The sequence below is a fragment of the Paenibacillus sp. FSL R7-0333 genome (genome assembly GCF_038000365.1).
Taxonomy (GTDB): domain Bacteria; phylum Bacillota; class Bacilli; order Paenibacillales; family Paenibacillaceae; genus Paenibacillus_AQ; species Paenibacillus_AQ silagei.
Genome location: NZ_JBBOBZ010000001.1, coordinates 5,665,050 through 5,688,784 on the forward strand (window position 1 = coordinate 5,665,050; position 23,735 = coordinate 5,688,784).

The window sequence follows — 23,735 nt, forward strand, 5'->3', positions numbered from 1 at the left end:
TAAATGTATTGAGTAGCTAGCGGTTTCTGAGAATACAAAAAGGCCCTTCGTCTCAAAGGACGAAAGGCCATTCTTTCGCGGTACCACCTTTGTTTCGCGCCAATAAAAAATAAACCACTGCCTTAAGTTCCCTTACAGGTTCCTGAAGCTTAGCGCGACACTCATGCAGGGTAACGGCTGCAACCGGCCGCATCCTAACCCGTCTTCATGATGAAGACAAGCTCAGAAGGGCAACTCCGGGGCGACTTCGGGGGCTGCATCCTGCGGGAATTCACACCAATGATAATCCCGCTCTCTGAAGGGCTGACCGCCTACTCTTCCCGTTCCCAGTCTTTATGCTAGTTATTACTTAGTTCAATAATACATTCAGTGTTATCCCTAGTCAACCAGCATATACACAAAGGGCGCGAAGCAGACGTACATTGATGCCTACTCCCCGCTCCAGATCACTTGAACCACATTGAAGCCCTGATGGCTGCCCGTTCCGGGAGCGCCATCCAGCGTAACAGAGAATGTGCTTCCGGCATCAATAATCGAGAAGGCTGAGGCGGAGACTTCCTCAGACTTGGAGGTAGCTCCTTTTTGCACAAAATAGTCCTTGTACGTATTGCCGAGCGTCTCCAGGCTCTGCTTCGTACGGTAGCTGAAGGTTGCGGACGGCTTACCGGTCGCCGAGCCTTCAATCAGATCAAATATCTTCGCGTCCGCCGGAAGCGGGAAATCCGCCGGCAGGCTCTTCGGCCGCTTCACAGAATCTGCTGGTGTTCCAGTGGACGAGCCTCCGGAGGAGACAGCCGGAGCTGCAGCATCACCGATGATGACCCGGCTGGTTGCAGCATCGTAAGTAACAGCAGTGTTCAGCGCTTCGCCGATGGAGCGTACAGGCAGATAAGTGATGCCGTTGTAGGTAATCGGGGCGAGGGTTTTGCCATTGCCGTCTTTGGGCGTGTACGCCTGGCCGTTCACGACGATCCCGATTTTGTTGTTCAGGAGCGCCTTGATCTCCTGCAGATTACTGGCGGCGTAGACACCGGCCGAGACTGTGAGCGTCAAGCTTAGTGCGGCCGCAGTGGCTGCCACTTTTCTCTTCATGTGAGTTATCATCCTTCCAGAAGTAGTGTACCAGCGCATAGCTGCCTGAATGTGTAATGTATGTAGGCCGGTAGTGACTATTACCCCCGGCTGAACGGTTTGTAAACCAGAAGCGGATTTCACAAAGAAACAGGAACAGCCCCATCCGTAAGGCAAGGGCTGTTCCTGTTAAGCCTGAATTCTCCGCACACCGTCAATCTCAAGGAATGTATAATACCTGTCCTTCTTCTACAATCTGACCGGACAGCCGGTTATACATAGTCAGCTCCCGGGTGCTTAGCTGGTATTTCTCGGCTATGGTATCCAGCGTCTCTTCCCGCTGCACGATACAGAGCCGTACCTTGCGGAACAGCTCTGTCCCGCCCATCCCGCCGATGAACCGGCTCTTCCACGCTGTATCATTGCCTGCCTCAGGAACAGCCTGCGCTACAGAGTCTATATTGCCCGAAAGCAGCTCCTCCTGCTCTCTGTTGGCGCGGCTTGCGCTGAGCAGCGAGGAGAAGGTGAGCGGCTCCTGCTCGGCGGCTCCCGGTTCTTTTTTGCTGCCAAGGGCAACCTTGAGATCCTGCTTCTCCTCCTGGGGAGACAAAGATTCCGCAGACAGGAAGACTTCATTGTCTGTGGCCTGGATCTCTTCTGCCGCCTCCCCTCCTTCGTTCCCTTCAAACAGCGCAGCAGCATCGTTGGCAGCGGAGGTAAGCACCGGCTCCGGCTGCGACACGGCATGAAGCTTCGCATTGCCCCAATGATCCACAGTGTTCAAGGCAGCGGTGCCTGTCTGAAGCGTGGTGTCCTCCTGAACCGAGCCGTTCACAGCCGCTGGTGCCGTCTTCTCTCTGGAGGTGAGGAAGTGAGCGGAGGCCTTATCAGCCGCCGGCTTGCTGCCTGCCGAAGAAGCCGTATCCAGGCTATGGGTCCTTACTCTGGGTTCCTTGTCCTTCAGGGGTGTGGAGAGATAGGCTGCGGGCTGGCTGTAAGAAGTATCTTCCGCGTACAGCGGCTCAGCTGCTGCCTCAGCCGGACCAGCGGAGTTCTGATCTTCCGCAGAGCCCTCTGCAGTCCCTTCGCCATAGGTCCAGAGCGAATTTTCATACAGGGTGTCATTCTCCGGATTGCGGATTTGCTCCTCAGCCGCCCTGCTGTCTCCTGCCTCCGGCGAATACGCTACCGTGTATTCCTCCTGCTGCCAGGCCGGCTGTACATCTGCACTTCCGATTCCGCGCAGCGAGAGCACTCCGGTAATGTTGACGGTTCGCATCGTCAGCAGATCAATATCGAAATTCTCGATCTCCACCCCTATGTCATCAAGTGAGCTGACCCGGGTCAGCGGAACAGTGATTTCAACAGGAATTGCATGCTCCAGACGCTGTGTAAGGTCATCCTCCCCCCGGTAGAGTCCGGTGAGCAGCAGCTGTCCGTGCAGCTCGGCACGGTCCTCCCGCTGGATGACCTGGATGTCGGGAACCAGCTCGACTTCCTCCAGCTCTGCTATTCCCGGAAGCTCTTCCGAAAGGTGAATGCGTTCATAAATATCAAACCGCAAGCCATGGGACTGGTCAAACACGGGAAATGTCCTCCTTCTTGGCATAATCTATCCCTGAGACAAGCCCAGAGTATAAGCCCAAAATGTTACTCCCCACATGTATATGCTTCAATCAGGCAGGCATGACAACTTTGCCGCTTCAATTGCGGACAGCGCCTATCCCAGGGGAGGAAGGGCCGTACGTGCATCAGGAATAGAGTAGTGCTGCGGAAGCTTGACACGCATCGTTACGGCAAGCGGATTCCCCGGATCACACTGGTTAAGCACATCTGCCGGATGAAAAGCTGCCGGCAGCGCACCCGCGCCCGGTTCTTCCTCAAACCGGAGATGATCCGGAATTCCCGGCCGGCCCGCCCGCAGATTGACCGCTCTCTGGTATACATGCAGCGTACCCGCAGCCATGACATCCAGCGAACGGGTCTGCTCTGCCCAGTGCTTAGCCTGGAGGCCGGTGCGTCTTCTCAGCTCCTCATCCCCCAGCAGCTGCTCCATCTGCAGGGCGAGCTGAGCGGCATCTCCGGGAGGAACAATCCAGCCCGTCTCTCCCTGCCGGACCATCTCCGGCATGCCTGCGGTTCCGGCGACAATCGGCGCGATCCCGGCAAGCTGCGCTTCTGTAACCGAGAAGGGCTGCGTATCCTGGAGTGAGGGCTGCACATAGATGTCGGCAGCCCGGAGTGCAGCCGGAATATTGTTCAATTTCCCGGTGAAATGGACCTTCCCCGCGATACCCAGCAGGCGGGCCTGCTCCATGAGCTCCTCCAGGAGGCTGCCGATTCCGGCCACCGCACAGATCCACTGCTGACAGCGCTGCTGTAGAATGCCTAGCGCCTCTATCAGCACATGGACGCCTTTGATATATTCAAGACGTCCGGCATACATGATTACAGGGATTCCTTCTGCAAATTGAAGCGGCGGCGTCTCTGCGGCCCGGGCTGCATATTGATGCAGGTCCAGCCCGTACGGCAAGGTATGAATACGATCCGGGCTGACCCCCAGGCTCTGCGTAAGCTGTCCGATCCACTCCGAAGAGACCAGAATCTGGTCAGCCGCCTGGGCACCCAATGTCTCAAGCCTGCGGAAATAGCTCCAGATCGGCCGCTGCTCATAGGCCTCCCGGGTCAGTCCGGGCTCAAGCCCCTTGTACTCATAGTAGGTCTCCTTGGTCAATGCCCCATGAACACTTGCGACCAGCGGAACAGGACGGCGCATGATCCGCCGTATTGCATATGAGGCTATAGGGTCCTGGGCATGAATGACATCATATTCCTCCAGCCCCAGCACAGCGGCGCCGCCCTCGAATACGTAACGCCCCAGCTCAAAGCTGAAGATGCCATGCTCCAGATGCAGCGAGGGGAACCGGCCGATATCAAGCTGGGGGAGCAGCAGCGAATAGAACGCTTTTTTATCAAAAAACTCCGTCCGGTTGAGCAAATACAATGTATTGTTCTCCACATGGCTGCCCATCAGTGTAACGGAATGGCCCTGCTCGCCCAGCTTGTCGGCCAGTTGCTTCATATACGTCCAAATTCCGCCCATATTGGTAAGGCCCCAGTAGGTGACCAGCAATATCTTCATGCATTCCTCTCCCCGGCTATAGATGTATTTAGGTGCAGGAGCAGTCTGCTCCACCCTAATCAGAATAGTATATGTAGGCTGCGGGCAGGCGGAAAGGGATATATGATCATTCCCTGCAAATTTCAAAAATATCTTTTAATCAAGAATCATCTTTTCGGGTATAATCGGTATAAATCCTGAAAGGAAATTTCCGACATGTCAAAAGCGAGGGTATTTGACCTTTTCCTATTTGTCGCATCCCTGGCTATAGCCTTCATTCCCGCGCATGCTGTAGTCCTGGACGCTACCTATATAAAAGCATTACTGCTATACACTATCTTCTCCAGCATCTACTTCCAATTGCGGATTGTGACCCGGAGCGGGAATTCTACAATCGATTATGCCATCAGCTATACCTCCTCCTTCGGGATTTTTGCCGGTCCGCTCGGCACGCTCCTGTTCGAGACTGTATACCGGTTCATCGTATATTTCTATAAAAAGAAAACAAAAACCGCCGATCCCGGAGAGTTCCTGGATACCTTCTACAATATCGGTTCGTTCACACTGGGCGGCTCTGCGGCGTACTATCTGTATACGGCACTCTCTCCCCTGGCGGACAAGCTTCCGCTCGGATACTGGCTGCTGTTCCTGCTCGTGGTCTGCGTTACCACCCTGCTGTCCTCCACCTTCCTTGTGCTGACCTTTGCCTTGTCGGGAGATATCAAGACACGCCGGGAAGCGAGGAACCTGCTGCTGCGGAGCCGGAATCTGCTGGACTTCAGCAAGGTGGCTCTTAGTAACGCTCTGCTGCTGCGGCTGCTGCAAATGGAGAAATGGGAGATGCTGATCGCCCTGTTCCTGCTCAACTATGTAGTCAGTATCTCGTTCTATTCCAAATCGCAGAGTGCCCAGCACAAGTATGAACGCGACAAATTCGAGCAGATGGCTTACCGCGACTTCCTGACCGGCACCTACAACCGGGCGCATATGGACAAGATGATGAAGGAGCTGAACCAGAGCGGGGAGTATATCGGGATTGTAGTGGCGGATATCGACCGGTTCAAAAAAATCAATGACAGCTACAACCACGCCGTTGGTGACCGGGTCATTGTTCATTTTGCCAAGACGCTGCAGAAGCATCTGCAGGAGCAGGATGTTCTGTTCCGCAGCGGCGGGGAAGAGTTCACGCTCTTCCTAAGGGACAAGACCTTCGAGGAGTGCAGGACGCAGATTCAGGAAATTCTGGACAGCCTTCACGGTCACACCGTAAGTGCAGAATTCGAGGAGCAGATCATCCGCGTGCCCTATTCGGCATCCTTCGGACTCTTTTACTATAAGGCAGACCCGGACCAGAAGACCTCTATGGAAAAAGGGTACGTCTACGCCGACCAGCTCCTGCTGGAGTCCAAGAAGCTTGGCCGCAACCGTCTGTCTTACCGGAACGATGTGCAGCCTTGACACTCGTTTCCGCGCAGAGGGGGACGGCCTATGAGGGCGTGGCAGAACCCGCCGAATGTATACTGTTTTTGGCATACATTTGGCCCGTGCGCCTGCGCGGCAGCACATTGTATGCTGTTTTTGGCATACATTTGGTCCGTGCGCCTGCGCGGGAGCACATTGTATGCTGTTTTTGGCATACATTTGGTCCGTGCGCCTGCGCGGGAGCACATTGTATGCTGTTTTTGGCATACATTCGGCCCGTGCGCCTGCGCGGCAGCACATTGTATGCTGTTTTTGGCATACATTCGGCCCGTGCGCCTGCGCGGCAGCACATGTATGCTGTTTTTGGCATACATTTGGCCCGTGCGCCTGTGCGGCAGCACATGTATGCTGTTTTTGGCATACATTTGGCCCGTGCGCCTGCGCGGCAGCACATGTATGCTGTTTTTGGCATACATTCGGGCCGTGCGCCTGTGCGGCAGCACATGTATGCTGTTTTTGGCATACAGCCCAGCTTCCGGCGGAGCAGAAACGGCTCCTCATCATAATATCCCTAATAAGAACAAGAGCCGCTCTCCGGCAACCGGAAGAGCGGCTCTTGGTGTTCCTGATGCAGGCTGCTACAGTTCAGCAGCCTTGAAGGTATCTCCACCGGCAATCGTGCCGGAGTTAAAACCCTTGTAGAACCAGCGCTTGCGCTGTTCAGACGTTCCGTGCGTGAAGCTGTCGGGCACCACATATCCCTGCGCCCGCTTCTGGATCGTATCATCCCCGACTGCGCTTGCTGCCGTCAGAGCCTCATCCAAGTCTCCCTCCTCCAGCAGATTCTCGCCCTGGACATGATGCGCCCACACTCCGGCATAATAATCGGCCTGCAGCTCGAAGCGGACCTGAACCTTGTTGAATTCAGTCTCGCTGAGGCGCTGGCGCTCTGAATTCAGTTGCTCGGAAGCGCCCAGCAGCGTCTGCACATGGTGGCCCACCTCGTGGGCAATCACATACGCCATGGCGAAGTCGCCCGGCGCCTTGAACTGCTGCTGCAGCTCATCATAGAAGCTGAGGTCGATATACAGCTTGGCGTCTCCCGGACAATAGAACGGGCCGACGGCCGAGCTCGCGGTTCCGCAGGCAGAATTCACGCTGCCGCTGTAGAGCACAAGCGTCGGGTCCTGATAAGTCATCCCCTGCTCCTTGAAGATATCGGACCAGACATCCTCGGTATCGGCCAGCACCACGGATACGAACTCGGATAACTCCTTCTCCTGGGCGCTCTGTTCATAAGGGACACTTGAGTTCGTGCCCGAGCCTGTTGAGGTCAAATTCCCCATAATATCGCCGATATTCCCTCCGCTCAGCAGCGTAACAATCACTATAATTACAATCCCGCTGATTCCGCCGCCGATCAGCTTGCCCCCGCCTCCACCGCCGCGGCCTCTGCGGTCCTCCACATTAGAACTGCCTCTTCTGCCCTGCCATTTCATGGCCTTCCCCCCAGTTATGAATACTCGCGAATGCAGATATCTTTGTACTTATTAGTGTTATACCCATAATTGCAGGGGTGCCACTCTCTTGAACAGCGAAGCCGGTCTGTCGACAAATGGAAACAGCATAGCAAAACCCCTCCACAGCCGCAGCCATGAAGGGGTTAACATCGTTTAAATGATGGAACAGCTGTTTATTTTGCAGCTTTGGCCGCGCTTAGAATGGCTTTCAGGTAACCCTGGGTATCCACCAGAGTTGCACCGCTTACAGCATCAACGACTTGCTCTTTTGTTTTTTTAGTCAGTGTAGCTTCAAGGGATTTAATCGTTTTGCCAGTTGCAAATTTCTCGATAGCCGCCAGGTTCTTGTCATAGGCTACTGTCGATTTGGCTTCTTCCGTCATGTGCTCGCTGTAATATTTGGCGTTGGTCTTTTTGGAGGCCAGCACCATATTCGGATCTTTGTAATTCTTGCCGAAGTCCTTGTCCGAGTTCGGTACGCCAGTAGCTACATCGCTACCCAGGAACTGATAATCATCCAGCGAAGCCGCAACGATTACGCCATTCTGGACTACAGCAACCGCAACGGTGAAGCATTTGGTGCCATGGGCAGCCGCTTCCACCCGGCCTACCTTAAGCGGTGCGCTCGCTGCCGAAGTGACATTGTTCAGGGCGCCGCTGTTCCCTACCCCGACAAGTGCCAACGAGATGCCGGCCACGAGCATTAACTTAGTAACTTTTTTCACAAATATTCCCCCAGTTCATCAAATAGACTGCGCTTACATACTATTTTTATCAATATATTGGAAGCCCGTCAGTTACAAATGTTACTGGAAATCTGCAAATATCTGGATTGTAAATGCGCAGAGGGAAATTAAAGGGGATATTTGGAGACCAAGCTGCCAAAATAGCAGTCAGCCTCCATAGATTAGCTACAATTCTCTTTAACCGTCACCTTGTCATTCGTGATTATTACCTTGGAATATCCGGATAAAGTCTCGGTGTAGGAGCATACTCCGATGGTTTTGGGAACGTCCGGTTCTCTCGGGTCTGAATACTTCAGATAAATTCCGCCTTCACCGCTTAAGGTCAGCCGGGGCTTAATTTTTAATGTTTTTCCGCTTTTGAGTATCTTGCCAACTTCGTCTGCTGACGCCTCCGCTGCTGCGCCGGTTACCACTCCTGTCTCCTGAATACTCAGCTCAAAGTCCGATTGATTGTCTACCGTCACCCGGAAGCTCTGAAGCTGGGCAACCAGACCCAGTACACCGTAGTTGTTGTTCAGTTGCACAACCACCATTATTCCGGCGGCAATCACCAGGGTCGAGGCGGCTAAGATTCCTAACACTCTGCGATTCCATCTCAATCTCACAGCCAGATCATCTCCTCATATTAGTAAGACGGGCTTGAGCGCGGAAATGTATCAGAGGACACGTGGGCTAACTGGTGGCTACAATGAAATAAGAGGAAAAAGGGCAACTGTTCACCAGTAAATCTACGAATATCCGGAAACAGTTGGCAAAACAACACTTATATAAGCTGAAAATAAACATTATAGGACATATTGAGAAAATTAGATGCCCTAAATCCACTTAACGTTCCCCTGGGAGAGTAATGATGCGTAAATTAAATAACATAAATCCACTTATTGTTCGATGTTTCGGCTGGAGGAGGTCGCACTGAACAACAACTAAAAAGCCGAGCCGCAATCCTCCAGATATCAGAGAAACGCGGCCCGGCTGGGCATGGCTTACATTGACTTATCTTAACTTCACAGAGCCGATTGACTAATGGCCTACTCCTGAGCTGTGCCACCGATTTGCTCGCGCAGGCGACGCATATCCTCCGGCCAGGGATCAGATACCTCGATCTTGCTTCGGGTCCAGGGGTGGGCGAAAATCAGCTTCTCGCCATGCAGTGCCTGGCGGTCGGAACTCTCCTGCTTCACCTTGACTCCCGGCTTGGAAGGTGGAGCCGGCGGCTGCTTGCCGTGGACGTGCAGACCAGGGGTGAGGCCTGCCTTCTCCTGCTCTTCGAACCAGGCCGTAATGGCAGACTTCACCTGACCAGGCTCCGAACGAAGGGGCTGCTTCTCCTTAAGGCTGTTGCCGGAAGGAATACCCGCAGTATGCCAGCCCGGTCCGCCGTAGAGGTCATCCCCGAAGAGCGGATGCCCCGCATGGCTGAGGTGGACACGAATCTGGTGCGTGCGGCCCGTCTCCAGCTGCAGCTTCACTACGGTTCCGCCGGGCAGGGCTTCACGCCCTACAATCCGTGTTACCGCCGCTTGCCCTCCAGGGGATACCCGTCTGCGCGCCGCATGATGGCGGTCACGGCCGATGGGGGCATCGATCACCGTAAGCTCAGGCGGCACTGTGCCTTCAACAATCGCCGCGTACAGGCGGGATACGTTCTTCTCACGCATCTCTTCATCCAGCACAAGCTGGGCATATTCGTTCTTCGCATACAGCACGGGTCCGGTAGTATCCTTGTCCAGCCGGTGGATATGACGGACGGCAATGCCTCCGCCGGAAGCCGCATAATGCGCAGCTACGATATGATCCAGCGTTACCTCCGTGCCGCTGCCATCCGGATGAAGCGCCATGCCCGCAGGCTTGTGGACCACCAGGCAGAAGTCGTCCTCGAACAGCACCTCAGCCGCAGCTTCCTGCCACACAGGCTCTATTCCCGCTTCCCTGTGAGGAAAAAGAGCCAGCCGCAGCCGGTCGCCCCTCCACTGGATGCCATCCTCGCGGCGCAGCCGGGCGTGCAGCTTCTCCGGCATTCCGGCTGCGCCCAGCAGCCAGGCATCGATGGCTGCCACTCTGTCGGCAGCCCCCGTAATGACCCGGCCAGGCATGGCTTCCAGCCATTCCCCGCGCCGGGTCCATTTGCCGCCGCCCGCGAAGCCGGCGGCGGTACCCGATGGGTCTGCGCCTGCACGGCGGGCAACGCCCTCCATTTCTGCGCGTTGCCCGCCGGACCGGTCCTCCGGTCCAGCCGTCATAGCGATTTCAGGGCCTGGTAATGGCCCGCAATCGTATCGTCAATATCCTGCTCGCTGTGCGCAGCGGATACGAACATTCCCTCGAACTGGGAGGGCGGAACACTGATGCCCTGATCCAGCATTTTACCGAAATAACGCTTGAACAGCTCCAGGTTACTGGTCTTGGCCGTCTCGAAGTTAATGACCGGCTCTTCTGTGAAGAACGGGCACACCATGGAGCCCACGCGGTTAATCGTCAGCGGAATCCCCGTCTCCTGCGCATTGCGCTTAAGCCCGGCTTCCAGTCTCGCGCCAAGCGACTCCAGACGGGTGTAGACCTCAGGGGTCAGCAGCGCAAGCGTGCTGTAGCCCGCCGCCATCGCCAGCGGATTCCCGCTGAGTGTGCCCGCCTGATAGATCGGGCCGGACGGGGCGATCTGCTCCATGATCTCTCTTTTGCCGCCGTAAGCCCCTACAGGCAGCCCGCCGCCGATAACCTTGCCGAAGCAGGTCAGATCCGGGTCCATCCCGAACAGCCCCTGCGCACATCCCCGGTCCACACGGAAGCCGGTCATCACCTCGTCAAAAATCAGCAAAGCCCCGTACCCCGTAGTCACCTTGCGGAGACCTTCCAGGAATCCCGGAAGCGGAGGCACAACGCCCATATTTCCGGCGATCGGCTCCACGATGATAGCGGCAATCTCGTTGCCGAAGCGCTCAAACGCGATTTTGACCCCGTCCAGGTCATTATAAGGTACCGTGATCGTATTCACCGCCACACCTTCCGGCACGCCCGGACTATCCGGCAGCCCCAGGGTCGCCACCCCGGAACCGGCCTTAATCAGCAGGCTGTCGGCATGGCCGTGATAGGAGCCTTCGAATTTGAGGATTTTGCTGCGTCCGGTATAGCCGCGGGCCAGTCTGATCGCGCTCATCGTCGCTTCCGTTCCCGAGTTCACCATGCGGACAATGTCCACCGAGGCTACGCGTTCTACCACGGTTTTGGCCATTGCGGTCTCAAGCAGGGTCGGCGCGCCGAAGCTTGTCCCTCTGGCCGCAGTCTCCTGCAGCGCCTTCACCACCTCAGGATGGGCATGTCCCATAATCAGCGGTCCCCACGAGCAGACGTAGTCAATGAAGCTGTTGCCGTCAATATCGTAGATCCGTGAGCCTTCGCCCCTCTCCACATAGACCGGGGTCAATCCTACGGACTTGAATGCCCGGACCGGGCTGTTCACCCCGCCGGGAATATATTGTTTTGCCTCTTCAAAAGCCATGCGGGAAGCCTCTTCCCGGCGGTTCAACGGCATGTTGTCCATGCTTGTTCCCTCCTGATCCTAGCCGCGCAGCCAGCGGGCTGCGTCCTTGGCGAAATAGGTAATAATTATATCTGCTCCGGCGCGCTTCATGCCGGTCAGCATCTCCAGCACAACCGCCTGCTCATCGATCCAGCCCTGCTGTGCAGCAGCCTTGACCATCGAGTACTCACCACTGACGTTGTAGGCTACAAGCGGCAGATCGAACTGGTCGCGGATAGTGCGGATAACATCCAGATAAGCCAGCGCAGGCTTCACCATCAGCATGTCCGCGCCTTCCAGCACATCGGAATCCGCTTCGCGAACCGCTTCCCGCAGGTTGGCAGGGTCCATCTGGTACGTCTTGCGGTTGCCGAACTGGGGAGCGGAATCCGCCGCTTCGCGGAACGGGCCGTAGAAGGCGGAGGCGTATTTTACCGAATAGGACATGATCGGCACCTGCTCGAAGCCATTCGCATCGAGTCCGGCACGGATCGCCTGCACGAATCCGTCCATCATGTTGGACGGCGCGATAATATCCGCCCCTGCCCGGGCCTGCGAGACCGCCGTGCGGGTCAGCAGCTCAAGCGAAGCATCGTTAATTACATCCCCGTGCACCACACCGTCTACCGTATGGGTATGCACCATGCCGCAGTGGCCATGGTCGGTGAATTCACACAGGCAGGTATCGGCGACAACCAGCAGTTCGGGATACCATTTTTTGATCAGACGCGTGGCTTCCTGCACAATGCCATCGTCTGCGAAGCCGGACGAGCCAACCGCATCCTTCGTCTCGGGAATACCGAACAGCAGTACCGCCGGAATGCCGAGGGAAGCAATCTCATCCACCTCCGCCTTCAGCGTATCCAGCGAGAAATGATAGACGCCGGGCATGGAGCTGATCTCATTCTTTACACCCGTTCCATAGGTTACAAAAATCGGCTGGATGAAATCCAGCACATGGAGTACGGTCTCGCGCACCATGCCGCGAATACCGGCGGACCCGCGCAAACGGCGGTGTCTGGTTATTGGAAAGCTCATTGCTGCAAACCCCCTGTTCAGTAAGTATATACACACATCTATTCGTCTTAAGCAGTATTGAGATGTTAAAGCTATTGCTGCTAGTAGGCCAGGCCCGATTGCAATGCTCAAAAGCAGCGCTGACAGATCCGGCAGGAACAGGCTATCTCAGCCTTGTCGATTCATTCCAGCGGCACAGCTCCTGCACCAGTCCTTCGATGGTGGCTTCTTCCGGGAGCAGTCCCGGAGTGAGGCCCGCTTCGACTGCGGTCTGCTCGGTAACCGGGCCGATGCAGGCAATCTTGACACCCGCCAGCAGAGTAAGCGGATCTTCCAGGCCCATCCGCTTGAGTATGCCGAGGAAATTGCGCACCGTGGACGAGCTGGTGAAGGTTACCGCATGGATGCGCTTCTCCTCCAGCAGCTTCACCAGCTCAATATCATCCTCCCCAGTGACAATCGTCTCATACGTATCCACCTCGGTCACTTCCAGCCCCAGCTCCCTCAGCTTTGCCGGCAGCCACTCACGCGCCAGGTCGCCGCGCGGAAGCAGCACCTTCTGCCCTGGCAGCAGCTGTGAGCCGAAGGCTTCAATCAGCCCTTCGGCCTGGAAGCGGCCGGGCAGCTCCTCGGAGATCAGCCCGCGCTCTGCGAGCGCCGCAGCCGTCCCCGGTCCCACAGCGCACAGCCGCGCCCCGTGCAAACTGCGAATATCCAGCTTCTGCTGCGTCAGATGACTCATGAAGAAGTCCACGCCGTTCGGACTGGTGAAGAACACCCAGTCGTACGCCGCAAGCCCGCCAAGAGCCGCAGCGATCTCCGCCTGCTTGCCCGCATCCCGCTGCATCACCGTCTCAATGACCGGGAACTCGTACGGCTCGCCGCCCAGCTCCTCGATCCGGTCCACCAGCTCACTTGCCTGCGCACGCGCCCGCGTCACTACAATGCGCTTGCCGAACAGCGGCAGCGCCTCCACCCACATCAGGTGCTCCCGCTGGAGCACAACATCACCGACCACAATAACCGCCGGCGGCTGAAAATCCGCTGCCGTAACCTTCGCCTCAATATCGGCCAGCGTGCCGGTCAGCGTCTCCTGATCCGCACGGGTCCCCCAGCGCACCAGTGCCACCGGGGTTTCCGGCGGACGGCCGTGCTTCATCAGCTGGGCGCTGATATAGCCGATTTTGGCGACACCCATCAGGAATACCAGCGTGCCTGTCGCATTCGTTACTTTATCCCATTGAATGGAATGATCCAGCTTATCCGGGCTCTCATGGCCGGTAATAATCGACAGGGAAGACGATGCCTCCCGGTGGGTCACCGGAATCCCGGCATATGCCGGGACGCTGATGGCCGAGGTAATGCCAGGCACAATCTCATAATAGATGCCATTCCTGCGCAGCAGCTCCGCTTCTTCACCCACCCGGCCAAAAATCACGGGGTCCCCGCCCTTCAGACGCACCACCGTTTTGCCCTCCAGAGCGAGATCCACCAGCAGCTGATTAATATCCTCCTGCTTCATCGTATGGCGGTCCGAAAGCTTGCCTACGTATATTTTCTCGCCGCCGGGCTTCATCCATTTCAGCAGCCTTGGACTGGCCAGCCTGTCATAGACCAGCACATCGGCCTTCCGGATACACTCCAGCCCCTTGACTGTAATCAGCTTCGCATCCCCCGGACCTGCACCTACCAGATATACCTTCCCCGCCATCTCCGTCATCCCCTTATCCCTCTACACATGCGATTCTGGCCTGCATAAGCTTCTCCTGAGCCCACACTATTCCCTGTCTAACCCTTACCCCTTATTCCCTTACATCCGCCAAAATCTTCTCCGCACCTCTGGCCACCAGCTTACGCGCGACCTCCGAACCCAGCTCCACCGGATCATTGCCGGTGCAGGTCTCCTTCAGAATGACTGTGCCGTCCGGTGTTCCGACCATTCCGGTTAAAGTTATGGACGGACCCGCAGCTTCGCCTTCCGGCTCAAGGATCGCGTAAGCGCCGATCGGCACCTGACAGCCACCGTTCAGGGCGCCCAGGAAGGTCCGCTCCGCTGTCACCGTGAGTGCCGTGCGCTTATCATTATACAGCGCCAGCAGCTTGCGCAGCTCCTCATCGTCCTCACGGCACTCAATACCGAGTGCTCCTTGGCCTACAGCGGGCAGGCAGACCTCAGGCGGCAAATATGCCGTAATCCGGTCCTGCCAGCCCATCCGCGACAGCCCCGCTGCTGCCAGCAGAATCGCGTCATATTCGCCGCTCTCCAGCTTCTTCAGCCGCGAATCAATATTGCCGCGTACCGGCTCAATAAGCAGATCCGGCCGGAGTGCAGCCAGTTGGCTGGAGCGCCGCAGACTGCTTGTGCCTACGCGCGCGCCTTGCGGCAGACCCTCCAGGCCCGCTCCGCTATTAGAGATCAGAACGTCGCGCGGATCTTCACGCTTCGGCACCGCACCATTCATCAAGCCTTCCGGCAATTCGGAAGGCATATCCTTCATGCTATGTACTGCCATATCAATATCCTTCGCCAGCATCGCCTGTTCAATTTCCTTGACGAACAGACCTTTGCCGCCCACTTTGGACAGGGTCACATTGAGAATCCGGTCACCCTTGGTCACAATCTTATGCACCTCAAAAGTAAAATCAAACCCATGCTCTCCGCTAAGCCGCTCCAGATCGGCAATCACATGCCCCGTCTGCGTTAAAGCCAGCGCACTTTGTCTGCTGCCCACGATAATCTTCCGCATGCCCACTCCCCCTGTTCAAGTCAGTCCCTTACTTCAGCCGCCGCCATAACTAACCCCTGAATTTGCTCGCTTGAGCTGATTCGGCCGAATTCAAAGGCATTTATACACTTCATTTGCTCAACTGAGCTGATTTGGCGGAATTCAGGTGTATTTATACACTTCATTTGCTCGATTGAGCTGATTTGGCCGTATTCAGGTGTATTTATACACCTCATTTGCTCAACTGAGCCACTTCGCCCGTATTCAGGTGTATTTATACACCTAATTTGCTAGACTGAGCTGATTCGGCCGAATTCAGGTGTATTTATACACCTAATTTGCTCCACAGAGCGCCTTTGGCCGAATTCAAGGGCATTTTTGCCCTTGCTTTGTTCGTCTCGATGGCCCAGCCACTTAAGCCCCCTATTCCTCCCGGTTGCGCGCCACCCAAGCCTCAATCTCCTCGGCCGTCCATGGTATAAAGGTGCCCTGCCGCAGCTCATTCAACACATCCAGCTTCCCCAGCCGCCGCAAAAGCCGCGAACGGTTCTCTGCCGCTGGCTCCAGCTGCTTGATGGCCGTCCGCAGCTCATGCAGGAAATCCAGATACGGCTCGTATTCCTCGCCGAGCAGCCCCGCAATCTGCTGCGTAATCCCCGCAGCCGCAGACGGTCCCGCCCCGGAGGTCGAGACCGCAACCGTGAGGCGCCCGCGGCGGAGCACGCCGGGCGTAATGAACGTGCCCGCCTCCGCATGGCTGGCCACATTAACGGGCAGCCCCAGCTGCCGGGCTTCCGCGGCAACGGCCTCGTTCACCGCCCTGTTATCGCTGGCGGCATAGACCAGCACAGCTCCCTGGAGATCCCCGGGAGCATAGGGGCGGCTGATCCATTGCAGCCGCCCCTCATCAGCCATCGCAGCCAGCGTCCCGCTGAGCGAGGGGCTGATCACCACCAGCTCCGCGCCTGCTTCCAGCAGCGGGACGGCCTTGCGCGCAGCCACCGCCCCACCGCCAACCACCACCACTCGCCTGCCTTCCACATCCAGCAGGATCGGCAAATATTTATTCATCCTGCTCACTCCAGCTCTTATCGCGAAGTTAATGTTAAATGCACCACAGTGACGATCAGCCCCGAACCACACCAATCAGCCTCGAACTACACCAATCATCCCGAACCACACCAATCAGCCTCGAACCACACCAATCAGCCCCGAACCACACCAATCAGCCCGAACTACACCAATCAGCCTCGAACTACACCAATCAGCCTCGAACCACACCAATCAGCCCCGAACCACACTGTCAGCCTCGAACCACACCATCAGCCTCGAACTACACCATTAGCCAACGACCAACCATCAGCCCCGAACCACACCAATCATCCGCGCCCCACACTATCAGCCACACCAAACCAACGTTCCCTTACTCCCCGCCCCAGCCATGGAACTCCGACCAGGAATTCAGCAGGAAGTTAAGAATAATGAAGCCGTACCCGGCAATCGCCCAGCGGGCCATGACGGTACCGCTTCGGCGGCCGGAGAACTTCAGCACAAGGTAGACGATATAGACACCCAGGCCCGTAAGCGTAGTCAGGACCTTCGTATCCTGAAAAAGCGGTGTCCGCTCTTCCGCGACAATCGACAGACCCGCCAGAATAAGCGAGGCCAGCAGCAGCGGAACTCCGGCCAGAATCGCCGTGTAGGAATATTTGTCCATCGTCTCCAGGCTGGGCAGCCTGCGGACACGGTCATCCCACTTCTTATTCTTCAGCTTCGTATGCAGGAATAGATACATTATCGCAAATACCGTCCCAAGTGTCAGTGCGGCAAAGCTCAGATTCGCCAAAATCACATGCATCGCCAGCCACCCGTGCACCGCACTCCAGCTCTGCAGCGTATGATCCTCCGCCGTCAGCCATACCCGGTTCAGCAGGAATACACTGAAGCCCGCCATGCTGAGCAGCAGGACGGTGAACTCGCCGCCGCGCATATAGGCCACCGCAAACGAGGTGACCACCATGCTGAAGGAGAACCAGAACAGGAAGTCGTAAGGCGTAAAGATCGGCAAGCCGCCCTCCTGGGAGAAGCGGATGGCCAGGCCCCCAAGCTGAAGCAGGCCGACAACAGCAAGAAGCCCTGTGCCCAGCCGCTTTCCGCCCGGATTGCGCCGAAGGCAATCCGAGAAAACAAACAGCAGGCTCAGGGCATATAGCAGCAGAGCGGCATCATATATTCCGTTCAGCAGCATGTGGCTCACCCGCCCAGCAGACCGGCTGGGGTAAGCACCGCTCCCGGCACACGGATCTCTCCGCCGGAGGGCCGTTCAGCAGAGCTGCGCTCAAGCGGTTCAACACTTTCACCGGCCGGACCTGCATCCAGCTGCTCCTGCAGGGCGAAGATTTGAGTGAAATACTCCAGTGCTTCATTCCCTTGCTTGCCGCCGGACATCTCCTTGATCACATTGATCGGATCATGCATCATCTGGTTGACAATGCTCTTGGTCAGCCGGCGGATCACCTTGCGCTGATGCTCATCCAGCTCAGGCAGCTTGTTGAACAGACTACCCATCGTTTCTTCATATATTCCGTTTGACTTGTCCTGCAGCGCACGGATCACCGGTCTGACGCCCAGCGTCTTCAGCCATTGCTGGAAATCCGCCATCTCGCCTTCAATCATAACCTCGATCTTGGCAGCTTCACTGCGGCGCATCTCCAGATTGCTCTCCACAATGCCTTCCAGATCATCGATATCATAGAGGAATACATCCGGCACACTGGCAGCAGCAGGGTCAATATCGCGCGGCACAGCAATGTCGATCATGAACAGCGGCCGTGAAGGGCGGCGCTTCATGCCCTCGGCTACCTGGGCAGCCGTCAGCACATAGCCGTCTGCACCTGTAGAGCTGATCACAATATCCACTTCATCCAGAGACTTCAGCGCCTCTTCAATCGTGCTGGGCTTACCCGAGAATTTCTCGGCCAGCTCGATAGCACGGGACAAGGTACGGTTGGCGACAATCACTTCCGCCGCGCCGCTGCTGTACAGATGCTTCACCGTCAGCTCGCTCATTTTGCCGGCGCCGAGAATGAGCACTCTTTTGCCGGTGAACATGCCAAAGATCCGCTTCCCCAGCTCCACGGCCGCATAGCTGACCGACACCGCGCTCTCACCAATCGAGGTCTCACTATGCGCACGCTTGCCGAGCGTCACCGCCTGCTTGAACAGCCGGTTAAACCAGGTTCCGGTAACCCCTTCCGCCTGAGCCGTCAGGAAGGCACTGCGCACCTGACCCAGAATCTGCGTCTCGCCAATCACCATGGAATCCAGACCGCAGGTGACACGCATCAGATGGGCAATCGCCTGCTCGTCTTCATATATATACATATGTTGCGTAAATACATCGCTTCTTACTCCGAACCACTGCTCCATGAAGCTGCGGATGAAATATCCGCACATATGAAGGCGGTCCACGACCACATAAATTTCCGTCCGGTTACAGGTGGCGACAACGACCCCTTCCAGAACGCTCTTCGTCTGCAGCAGCTGATGAAGCGCAGCAGGCAGATCCTTCTCGGCAAAAGCGAACTGTTCCCTCACCTCTACGGGAGCCGTACGGTAATTCAGGCCAACGACGACAATATGCATCGCTTGTTCACCATCCTAATCTATATTCATTGGTGTAGGCTCTGTTACTGCTTAGCAGCAAATATTAGTATCAATTTCACAAGATCTCAAATCGCTGTGTTAAGTATATCACATCAAAATACGGCTTTTAACAAAACCTTTGAACTATTTATGAATTGCAGATAATAATTATTATAAACAAGTATTTAAGTCATTTAATATAACACAATGATGAAATATTGACACACTTTATTACGGATGATAGCATATAACAAATGATCTGAGTTAACTTTTATAACATAAGTAGCAAAAATGATCTGATTCTCCGTCCCTAAGTTAACATCGCGTCAGTTATCCCCCTTCAAACCTCTCTTGTATAAGCCCGTTAATCCGGAATGGGCGTATCTACAGGCAACCGTAAATTGCCCCAGGCTACAAGAGGCCAGCCCCCTGCTGGATGTATCAGCGTGAGCTCACGGGCGAAACCGTGCTTTTCTACGCTGATGTATCCTGCTTTGGACTGCGCCTCCTTTAGCCTGGGGTTTTTGGCATCCATTATAATAGAAGGAGTGAGGGCAAATGAGTGCTTCCTACGCAAGCTTAAGTGAATCGATTCGTAAGGCCAGAAATGTGAGAATCTACAAGAATAAGGACACCGCCTATGACTTCAAGCTCTACCCCTTCGGAGAACGCGGTACGTACATTGCCCCCGAGCTAATCCGTGAAATCACTCACAATCTGGCGGATGCTGTAACGGAGCAGTTTCCCGATTTTGATTACATTGTCTCCCCTGAACCCGGCGGTCATACCTGGGGGATGCTGGCTGCCTATAAGCTGATGAAGCCGATGAATATTCTGCGCCTCAGCACTGAGCTGTACGAGAATTATGAGGTTAGTGTGAGACGCGAGACGGCGTATAATGAGAATTATATTTATTTTGACGGCTTCTCCGCCGGTGACCGGGTGCTGCTGCTGGATGATGTGATCAGTTCCGGCGCTACGATCCGCTGCATTGCTGCTCAGTTGTCCGTGATGGGCATAGAGCTTGTCGGCGTGCAGGCGATTCTGGCCAAAGGAGAGCATTACAAGCAACTGGAAGCGGACATTGGAGTACCCGTCAGATTTCTGTCCCAGGTATGAGTTGTGAAAAAATAGCAGGGGAGTGACAAGCCATGGCTTTTTATTACGAGCAGCCTTCAAGAACCTTCAGTGAGTTCCTGCTGGTACCCAGTCTGACCACCAAAGATTGCATACCCGGCAATGTGGATCTTAGCACACCGGTAACCAAGTTCCGCCGGGGAGAGACTCCCGCACTGACCATGAACCTCCCCGTGACTTCGGCGGTAATGCAGGCGGTATCCGACCACAACATGGCGATTGCGCTGGCCAAAAGCGGGGGCATCTCCTTCATCTACGGCTCCCAGTCCATCGGCCAGCAGGTCGAAATGGTCCGCCGGGTCAAAAAGTTCAAAGCAGGATTCGTACTCAGCGACTCCAACCTGCGCCCGGAAGATACGCTTCAGGATGTGCTGATGCTGAAGGCGCGCAGCGGCCACTCCACCATTGCGATCACAGACAACGGAGAACCGACAGGCAGACTGATGGGCATCGTCACCAGCCGGGATTACCGCGAGAACCGCCTCCCGCCGGATTGTCCGATTACGGAGTTCATGACCCCGCTCGCTTCGCTGATCTACGCCGAAGAAGGTATTACCCTGACCGAAGCGAACGACATGATCTGGGATCATAAGCTGAACTGCCTGCCGATTGTGAATGCCAGCGGCCATCTCGTCCATTTGGTCTTCCGCAAGGATTATGACAGCCATCAGGAGTATCCGCTGGAGCTGCATGACGACAACAAGCAGCTCATTGTAGGCGCAGGAATTAATTCGCGGGATTATAAGGAGCGTGTGCCAGCGCTGGTGGAAGCGGGGGCAGATATCCTGTGCATCGATTCTTCTGACGGGTACTCGGAGTGGCAGGCGGAGACCATCCATTATATTAAGGAGACTTTCGGGGAGAGCGTGAAGGTCGGTGCGGGCAATGTTGTTGACAAGGAAGGATTCCTGTACCTCGTAGAGGCAGGAGCGGATTTCATCAAAGTCGGCATCGGCGGCGGCTCCATTTGCATCACCCGCGAGCAAAAGGGCATCGGTCGGGGCCAGGCTTCCTCTGTCATCGAAGTGGCGGCGGCCCGCCAGGAATATTACGAGCAGACCGGCATCTATGTCCCCATCTGCTCGGACGGCGGGATTGTCCATGATTATCATATTGTGCTGGCGTTGGCGATGGGCGCTGACTTCGTGATGCTTGGCCGCTATTTTGCCAGATTCGATGAGAGCCCCGGACGCAAGCTGCTGGTCGGCGGGAACTTCGTGAAGGAATATTGGGGCGAAGGCTCCAGCCGTGCCCGCAACTGGCAGCGTTATGACTTCGGCAATACCGATAAGGAGAGCAAGCTGGAGTTCGAGGAAGGCGTGGATTCTTTCATTCCCTATGCGGGACGGCTTAAGGACAATCTCGATCTCAGCATCAGCAAAATCAAGTCCACCATGTGCAATTGCGGCTCGCTGACCATCCCGGAACTACAGCAGAAGGCCAAGATTACCCTGGTTTCCTCGACAACGATCTTTGAAGGAGGCGCACATGATGTTATGCTTAAGGAAAAGGACAGATCATCCTCGTGATCACATCCTAATCCATAAGGAGCGTCAACCATGACCCAAATTACCAAAGTTCTGGTCAGCAAGGACCAACTGCAGCAGCGAGTACAGGAACTGGGCGCTGAAATATCGCGCGATTACGAAGGCAAGGAACTGGTGCTTATCGGCATTCTTAAGGGCGGGGCCGTCTTCATGTCTGATCTGATGCGTGAGATCACCTTCCCGGTCGGCGTCGACTATATGTCGGTGTCCAGCTACGGGGCAAGCTCCACCTCCTCCGGCGTCATTACGATCAAGAAGGATATCGACATGGATATCCGCGGCAAGCATATCCTGCTGGTCGAGGATCTGATCGACACCGGCCTGACGCTTCAGCATCTGAAGGAGCTGTTCGCCCTGCGCGAGGCGGCAAGCGTGCGGATCTGCACTATCCTCAGCAAGCCTTCCCGCCGCCTCGTCGATGTTCCCATTGACTACAGCGGGATTGACATCCCGGACGAATTTGTCGTCGGCTATGGCCTGGATTACGCCGAGCAGTACCGCAATCTGCCGGAGGTCTGGATCGTAGAGACCGGGGACTAATACGGGGCTGTCCCAAAAGCTTCAAACGTTAAGAAAGCAGCGATTCTCATTATTGGAGAACCGCTGCTTTTTGTTTTTTGGTCCATTTCCCCTAAAATTATCCTGAAAAATTCAAAGCCCGCTCAGCAAATCAATATTCAGATAGTTCGTATTTCCGAGCGCACTGTTATACCCGAGTTGAATGGTGTTCGAGCCTGCGTTCAACGGTACCGCGACGGATACCGTTCCGTATGCGCTCCAGCTGGAGGTGGAATTGAACACCAGATTGGAGGTAGTAACCACTCCGTTCACTTTCACGTAGCGGGAAGCATTGCCTGCCGCCGCCGCGTAGCGGAAGGTGACAGTTCTGGTTCCTGCTGCATTCTGGTTGACATAGAAATCAATGGAGGTGCCGCTTGTGTTCCAGCCCCCGACATACCCTCTTCCGGTAAAGCCGGCATTGGTGCTCTCATTGATCATCCCGCCTCCGCCGACCAGCGTCCGCGCGGCATTCTCCGCTTCATAAGCCCCGTTGCCCGCAATGTACCCGGTGTAGCCGTCAGCGGGAACGAGCTGAAGAATAGAAGCGCCCGCAGCGGCGGCCAGGCTCTGCACATAGGAGGAGCCTGTATTACGCAGCCAGTCGCTGCCGATGATTCCGTCGCTCATGCGGCGGTGATTCCAGGCCTGCGTTGCATTCTGCTGAAGAAAGCTTAAGTATTGCGACTGTCCGCCCAGCGTACGGAGACGGTTCAGATTGCGGGCAAAGACCATTTTGAAGCCCGCGGCATCATTCTCCCCTTCATACAACAGAGTCTGGGCGGAAACCATTTTATTAACGGCATACCCGGCTGCATTGTTGGCATCCGTTAGGTAGGCGGAAGCTCCGGTAGCCTGGTACAGGGATACAGCCGCCCCCAGGAACGTTCCGTAATTGTAAGTGAAGTCCCAATCCTTAACGATACCGCTGCCTGCACCTTCAATATGATCGTTGATTTTGCTGCCACCAACTAGGGTAGATTTGGTCCAGTTATAGATTTGAGTAGCCTTGGTCAGATAAGTAGGATCATTGTAGGCACTAGACAGCTTGACTGCGGTCATAACCATCGGGGCATTCGTGGCCATATTCTTCTGGGCGTTGGCCTGGCCCGGCACATGGGCGTCCCTTCTCCACCAGATCCCGCCGCCGTACGTGCTGTCCCATTCGCTGTAGATTTGGCCAAACAGGAAGCTGGCACGGTTCAGATACTCCGTCGTTCCCGTCAGTTCATAGGCTCTTGCGCAGGCCAGCGCCCACCAGCCCAGGTCGTCGTTGAACGGATTTGTCATCATATCCGGATATTTGGCGTTGAATCCGGTGTAGATCTCATCGATCATCGTGCGGTAGACATTGCTGCCCGTGCGCTCGTAGGCATCCATTACGGTCTCCCAGAGCTGTGCCTCCCACCAGAAGTCGGTGTAGAGACCCCCGTTCGGCCCGTGAGCATGTTCGGAATGAATCAGATGATCGCTGTTGGTATAGAAGTATTTGGCGGAAGAATCATAGAATACTTGCACAAAAGAGTTCATTGCAGCATCAGCATTAGAGACGGTGAATGCCTCTGCCGTACCTCCTGCACCGGGAGACGGCACAGACACAGACAGAGACAGGGACAACAGACAGAGAACAGCAGCACTTCTTATTTTCTTCCAGGTGAACATTTCCGGGTACCCCCTTCATTTGTACATCCAGTCCATAACCGTCAGG

General features: G+C 55.7%; 18 protein-coding genes, 1 pseudogene, 1 riboswitch and 1 other annotated feature. Of the genes and pseudogenes, 4 read left to right on the top strand and 15 right to left on the bottom strand.

Annotation, left to right across the window (positions count from 1 at the left end):
• Positions 1 to 52: 52 nt before the first annotated feature.
• Positions 53 to 337: a binding site (T-box leader), on the bottom strand.
• A gap of 92 nt (positions 338 to 429) precedes the next feature.
• From MKY86_RS23940 to MKY86_RS23950, 3 genes are all read right to left on the bottom strand, one after another.
• On the bottom strand, positions 430 to 1,092 hold the full coding sequence (locus MKY86_RS23940; RefSeq protein ID WP_051478057.1) for a stalk domain-containing protein: 663 nt from the start codon (positions 1,090 to 1,092) through the stop codon (positions 430 to 432).
• A 199-nt stretch (positions 1,093 to 1,291) separates the two neighbouring features.
• Positions 1,292 to 2,656 (bottom strand): LysM peptidoglycan-binding domain-containing protein, encoded by a 1,365-nt coding sequence (locus tag MKY86_RS23945; protein ID WP_076079443.1) that lies wholly within the window; start codon positions 2,654 to 2,656, stop codon positions 1,292 to 1,294.
• 135 nt (positions 2,657 to 2,791) lie between these two features.
• Positions 2,792 to 4,213 carry a glycosyltransferase family 4 protein gene (locus tag MKY86_RS23950; RefSeq protein WP_076079442.1) on the bottom strand — a complete coding sequence of 474 codons (1,422 nt, stop codon included), beginning with the start codon at positions 4,211 to 4,213 and terminating at the stop codon, positions 2,792 to 2,794.
• Positions 4,214 to 4,408: 195 nt separating this feature from the next.
• Between MKY86_RS23950 and MKY86_RS23955 the strand changes: the two genes are divergently transcribed.
• On the top strand, positions 4,409 to 5,650 hold the full coding sequence (locus MKY86_RS23955; RefSeq protein ID WP_076079441.1) for a GGDEF domain-containing protein: 1,242 nt from the start codon (positions 4,409 to 4,411) through the stop codon (positions 5,648 to 5,650).
• 602 nt (positions 5,651 to 6,252) lie between these two features.
• On the opposite strand, the gene ypfJ is transcribed toward MKY86_RS23955, so the two are convergent.
• From ypfJ to hemA, 11 genes and pseudogenes are all read right to left on the bottom strand, one after another.
• Positions 6,253 to 7,113, bottom strand: coding sequence for a KPN_02809 family neutral zinc metallopeptidase (ypfJ, locus tag MKY86_RS23960; RefSeq protein ID WP_076079440.1), 861 nt, complete (start codon positions 7,111 to 7,113; stop codon positions 6,253 to 6,255).
• 194 nt (positions 7,114 to 7,307) lie between these two features.
• Positions 7,308 to 7,859 (bottom strand): hypothetical protein, encoded by a 552-nt coding sequence (locus MKY86_RS23965; RefSeq protein WP_076079439.1) that lies wholly within the window; start codon positions 7,857 to 7,859, stop codon positions 7,308 to 7,310.
• A 182-nt stretch (positions 7,860 to 8,041) separates the two neighbouring features.
• Positions 8,042 to 8,485, bottom strand: coding sequence for a hypothetical protein (locus MKY86_RS23970; protein WP_155991463.1), 444 nt, complete (start codon positions 8,483 to 8,485; stop codon positions 8,042 to 8,044).
• Positions 8,486 to 9,253: 768 nt separating this feature from the next.
• A pseudogene (locus MKY86_RS23975) lies at positions 9,254 to 9,973 on the bottom strand (RluA family pseudouridine synthase); the annotation flags it as partial.
• 143 nt (positions 9,974 to 10,116) lie between these two features.
• Complete coding sequence (gene hemL / locus MKY86_RS23980; protein ID WP_083685118.1) at positions 10,117 to 11,418, bottom strand: glutamate-1-semialdehyde 2,1-aminomutase; 1,302 nt, start codon at positions 11,416 to 11,418, stop codon at positions 10,117 to 10,119.
• 18 nt (positions 11,419 to 11,436) lie between these two features.
• A complete protein-coding gene (gene hemB / locus MKY86_RS23985) occupies positions 11,437 to 12,435 on the bottom strand; it encodes a porphobilinogen synthase (protein ID WP_076079438.1) in 999 nt (332 codons plus the stop codon).
• Positions 12,436 to 12,577: 142 nt separating this feature from the next.
• Positions 12,578 to 14,125 carry a uroporphyrinogen-III C-methyltransferase gene (gene cobA / locus MKY86_RS23990; RefSeq protein WP_076079477.1) on the bottom strand — a complete coding sequence of 516 codons (1,548 nt, stop codon included), beginning with the start codon at positions 14,123 to 14,125 and terminating at the stop codon, positions 12,578 to 12,580.
• 91 nt (positions 14,126 to 14,216) lie between these two features.
• On the bottom strand, positions 14,217 to 15,161 hold the full coding sequence (gene hemC, locus MKY86_RS23995; protein ID WP_076079437.1) for a hydroxymethylbilane synthase: 945 nt from the start codon (positions 15,159 to 15,161) through the stop codon (positions 14,217 to 14,219).
• A 402-nt stretch (positions 15,162 to 15,563) separates the two neighbouring features.
• Positions 15,564 to 16,211 (bottom strand): precorrin-2 dehydrogenase/sirohydrochlorin ferrochelatase family protein, encoded by a 648-nt coding sequence (locus MKY86_RS24000; protein ID WP_076079436.1) that lies wholly within the window; start codon positions 16,209 to 16,211, stop codon positions 15,564 to 15,566.
• A gap of 352 nt (positions 16,212 to 16,563) precedes the next feature.
• On the bottom strand, positions 16,564 to 17,388 hold the full coding sequence (gene ccsA / locus MKY86_RS24005) for a cytochrome c biogenesis protein CcsA (protein WP_076079435.1): 825 nt from the start codon (positions 17,386 to 17,388) through the stop codon (positions 16,564 to 16,566).
• Between the two features lie 5 nt (positions 17,389 to 17,393).
• The gene (gene hemA / locus MKY86_RS24010; protein WP_076079434.1) at positions 17,394 to 18,785 is read right to left on the bottom strand and encodes a glutamyl-tRNA reductase; all 1,392 of its coding nucleotides are present in this window, start codon (positions 18,783 to 18,785) and stop codon (positions 17,394 to 17,396) included.
• A 331-nt stretch (positions 18,786 to 19,116) separates the two neighbouring features.
• Positions 19,117 to 19,219: riboswitch (purine riboswitch) on the top strand.
• Between the two features lie 124 nt (positions 19,220 to 19,343).
• Here hemA and MKY86_RS24015 point away from each other — a divergent pair.
• Genes MKY86_RS24015 through hpt form a run of 3 tightly spaced genes read left to right on the top strand, consistent with a single transcriptional unit; the run spans position 19,344 to position 22,009 of the window.
• Positions 19,344 to 19,904: a phosphoribosyltransferase gene (locus MKY86_RS24015; protein ID WP_076079433.1), complete on the top strand. Its 561-nt coding sequence runs from the start codon at positions 19,344 to 19,346 to the stop codon at positions 19,902 to 19,904.
• 32 nt (positions 19,905 to 19,936) lie between these two features.
• Positions 19,937 to 21,451 carry an IMP dehydrogenase gene (locus MKY86_RS24020; RefSeq protein WP_076079432.1) on the top strand — a complete coding sequence of 505 codons (1,515 nt, stop codon included), beginning with the start codon at positions 19,937 to 19,939 and terminating at the stop codon, positions 21,449 to 21,451.
• A 30-nt stretch (positions 21,452 to 21,481) separates the two neighbouring features.
• Entirely contained in the window at positions 21,482 to 22,009 is a 528-nt protein-coding gene (gene hpt / locus MKY86_RS24025; protein WP_076079431.1) for a hypoxanthine phosphoribosyltransferase, read from the top strand.
• 111 nt (positions 22,010 to 22,120) lie between these two features.
• On the opposite strand, the gene MKY86_RS24030 is transcribed toward hpt, so the two are convergent.
• Positions 22,121 to 23,689 (bottom strand): glycoside hydrolase family 76 protein, encoded by a 1,569-nt coding sequence (locus MKY86_RS24030; protein ID WP_076079430.1) that lies wholly within the window; start codon positions 23,687 to 23,689, stop codon positions 22,121 to 22,123.
• Between the last annotated feature and the right edge of the window lie 46 nt (positions 23,690 to 23,735).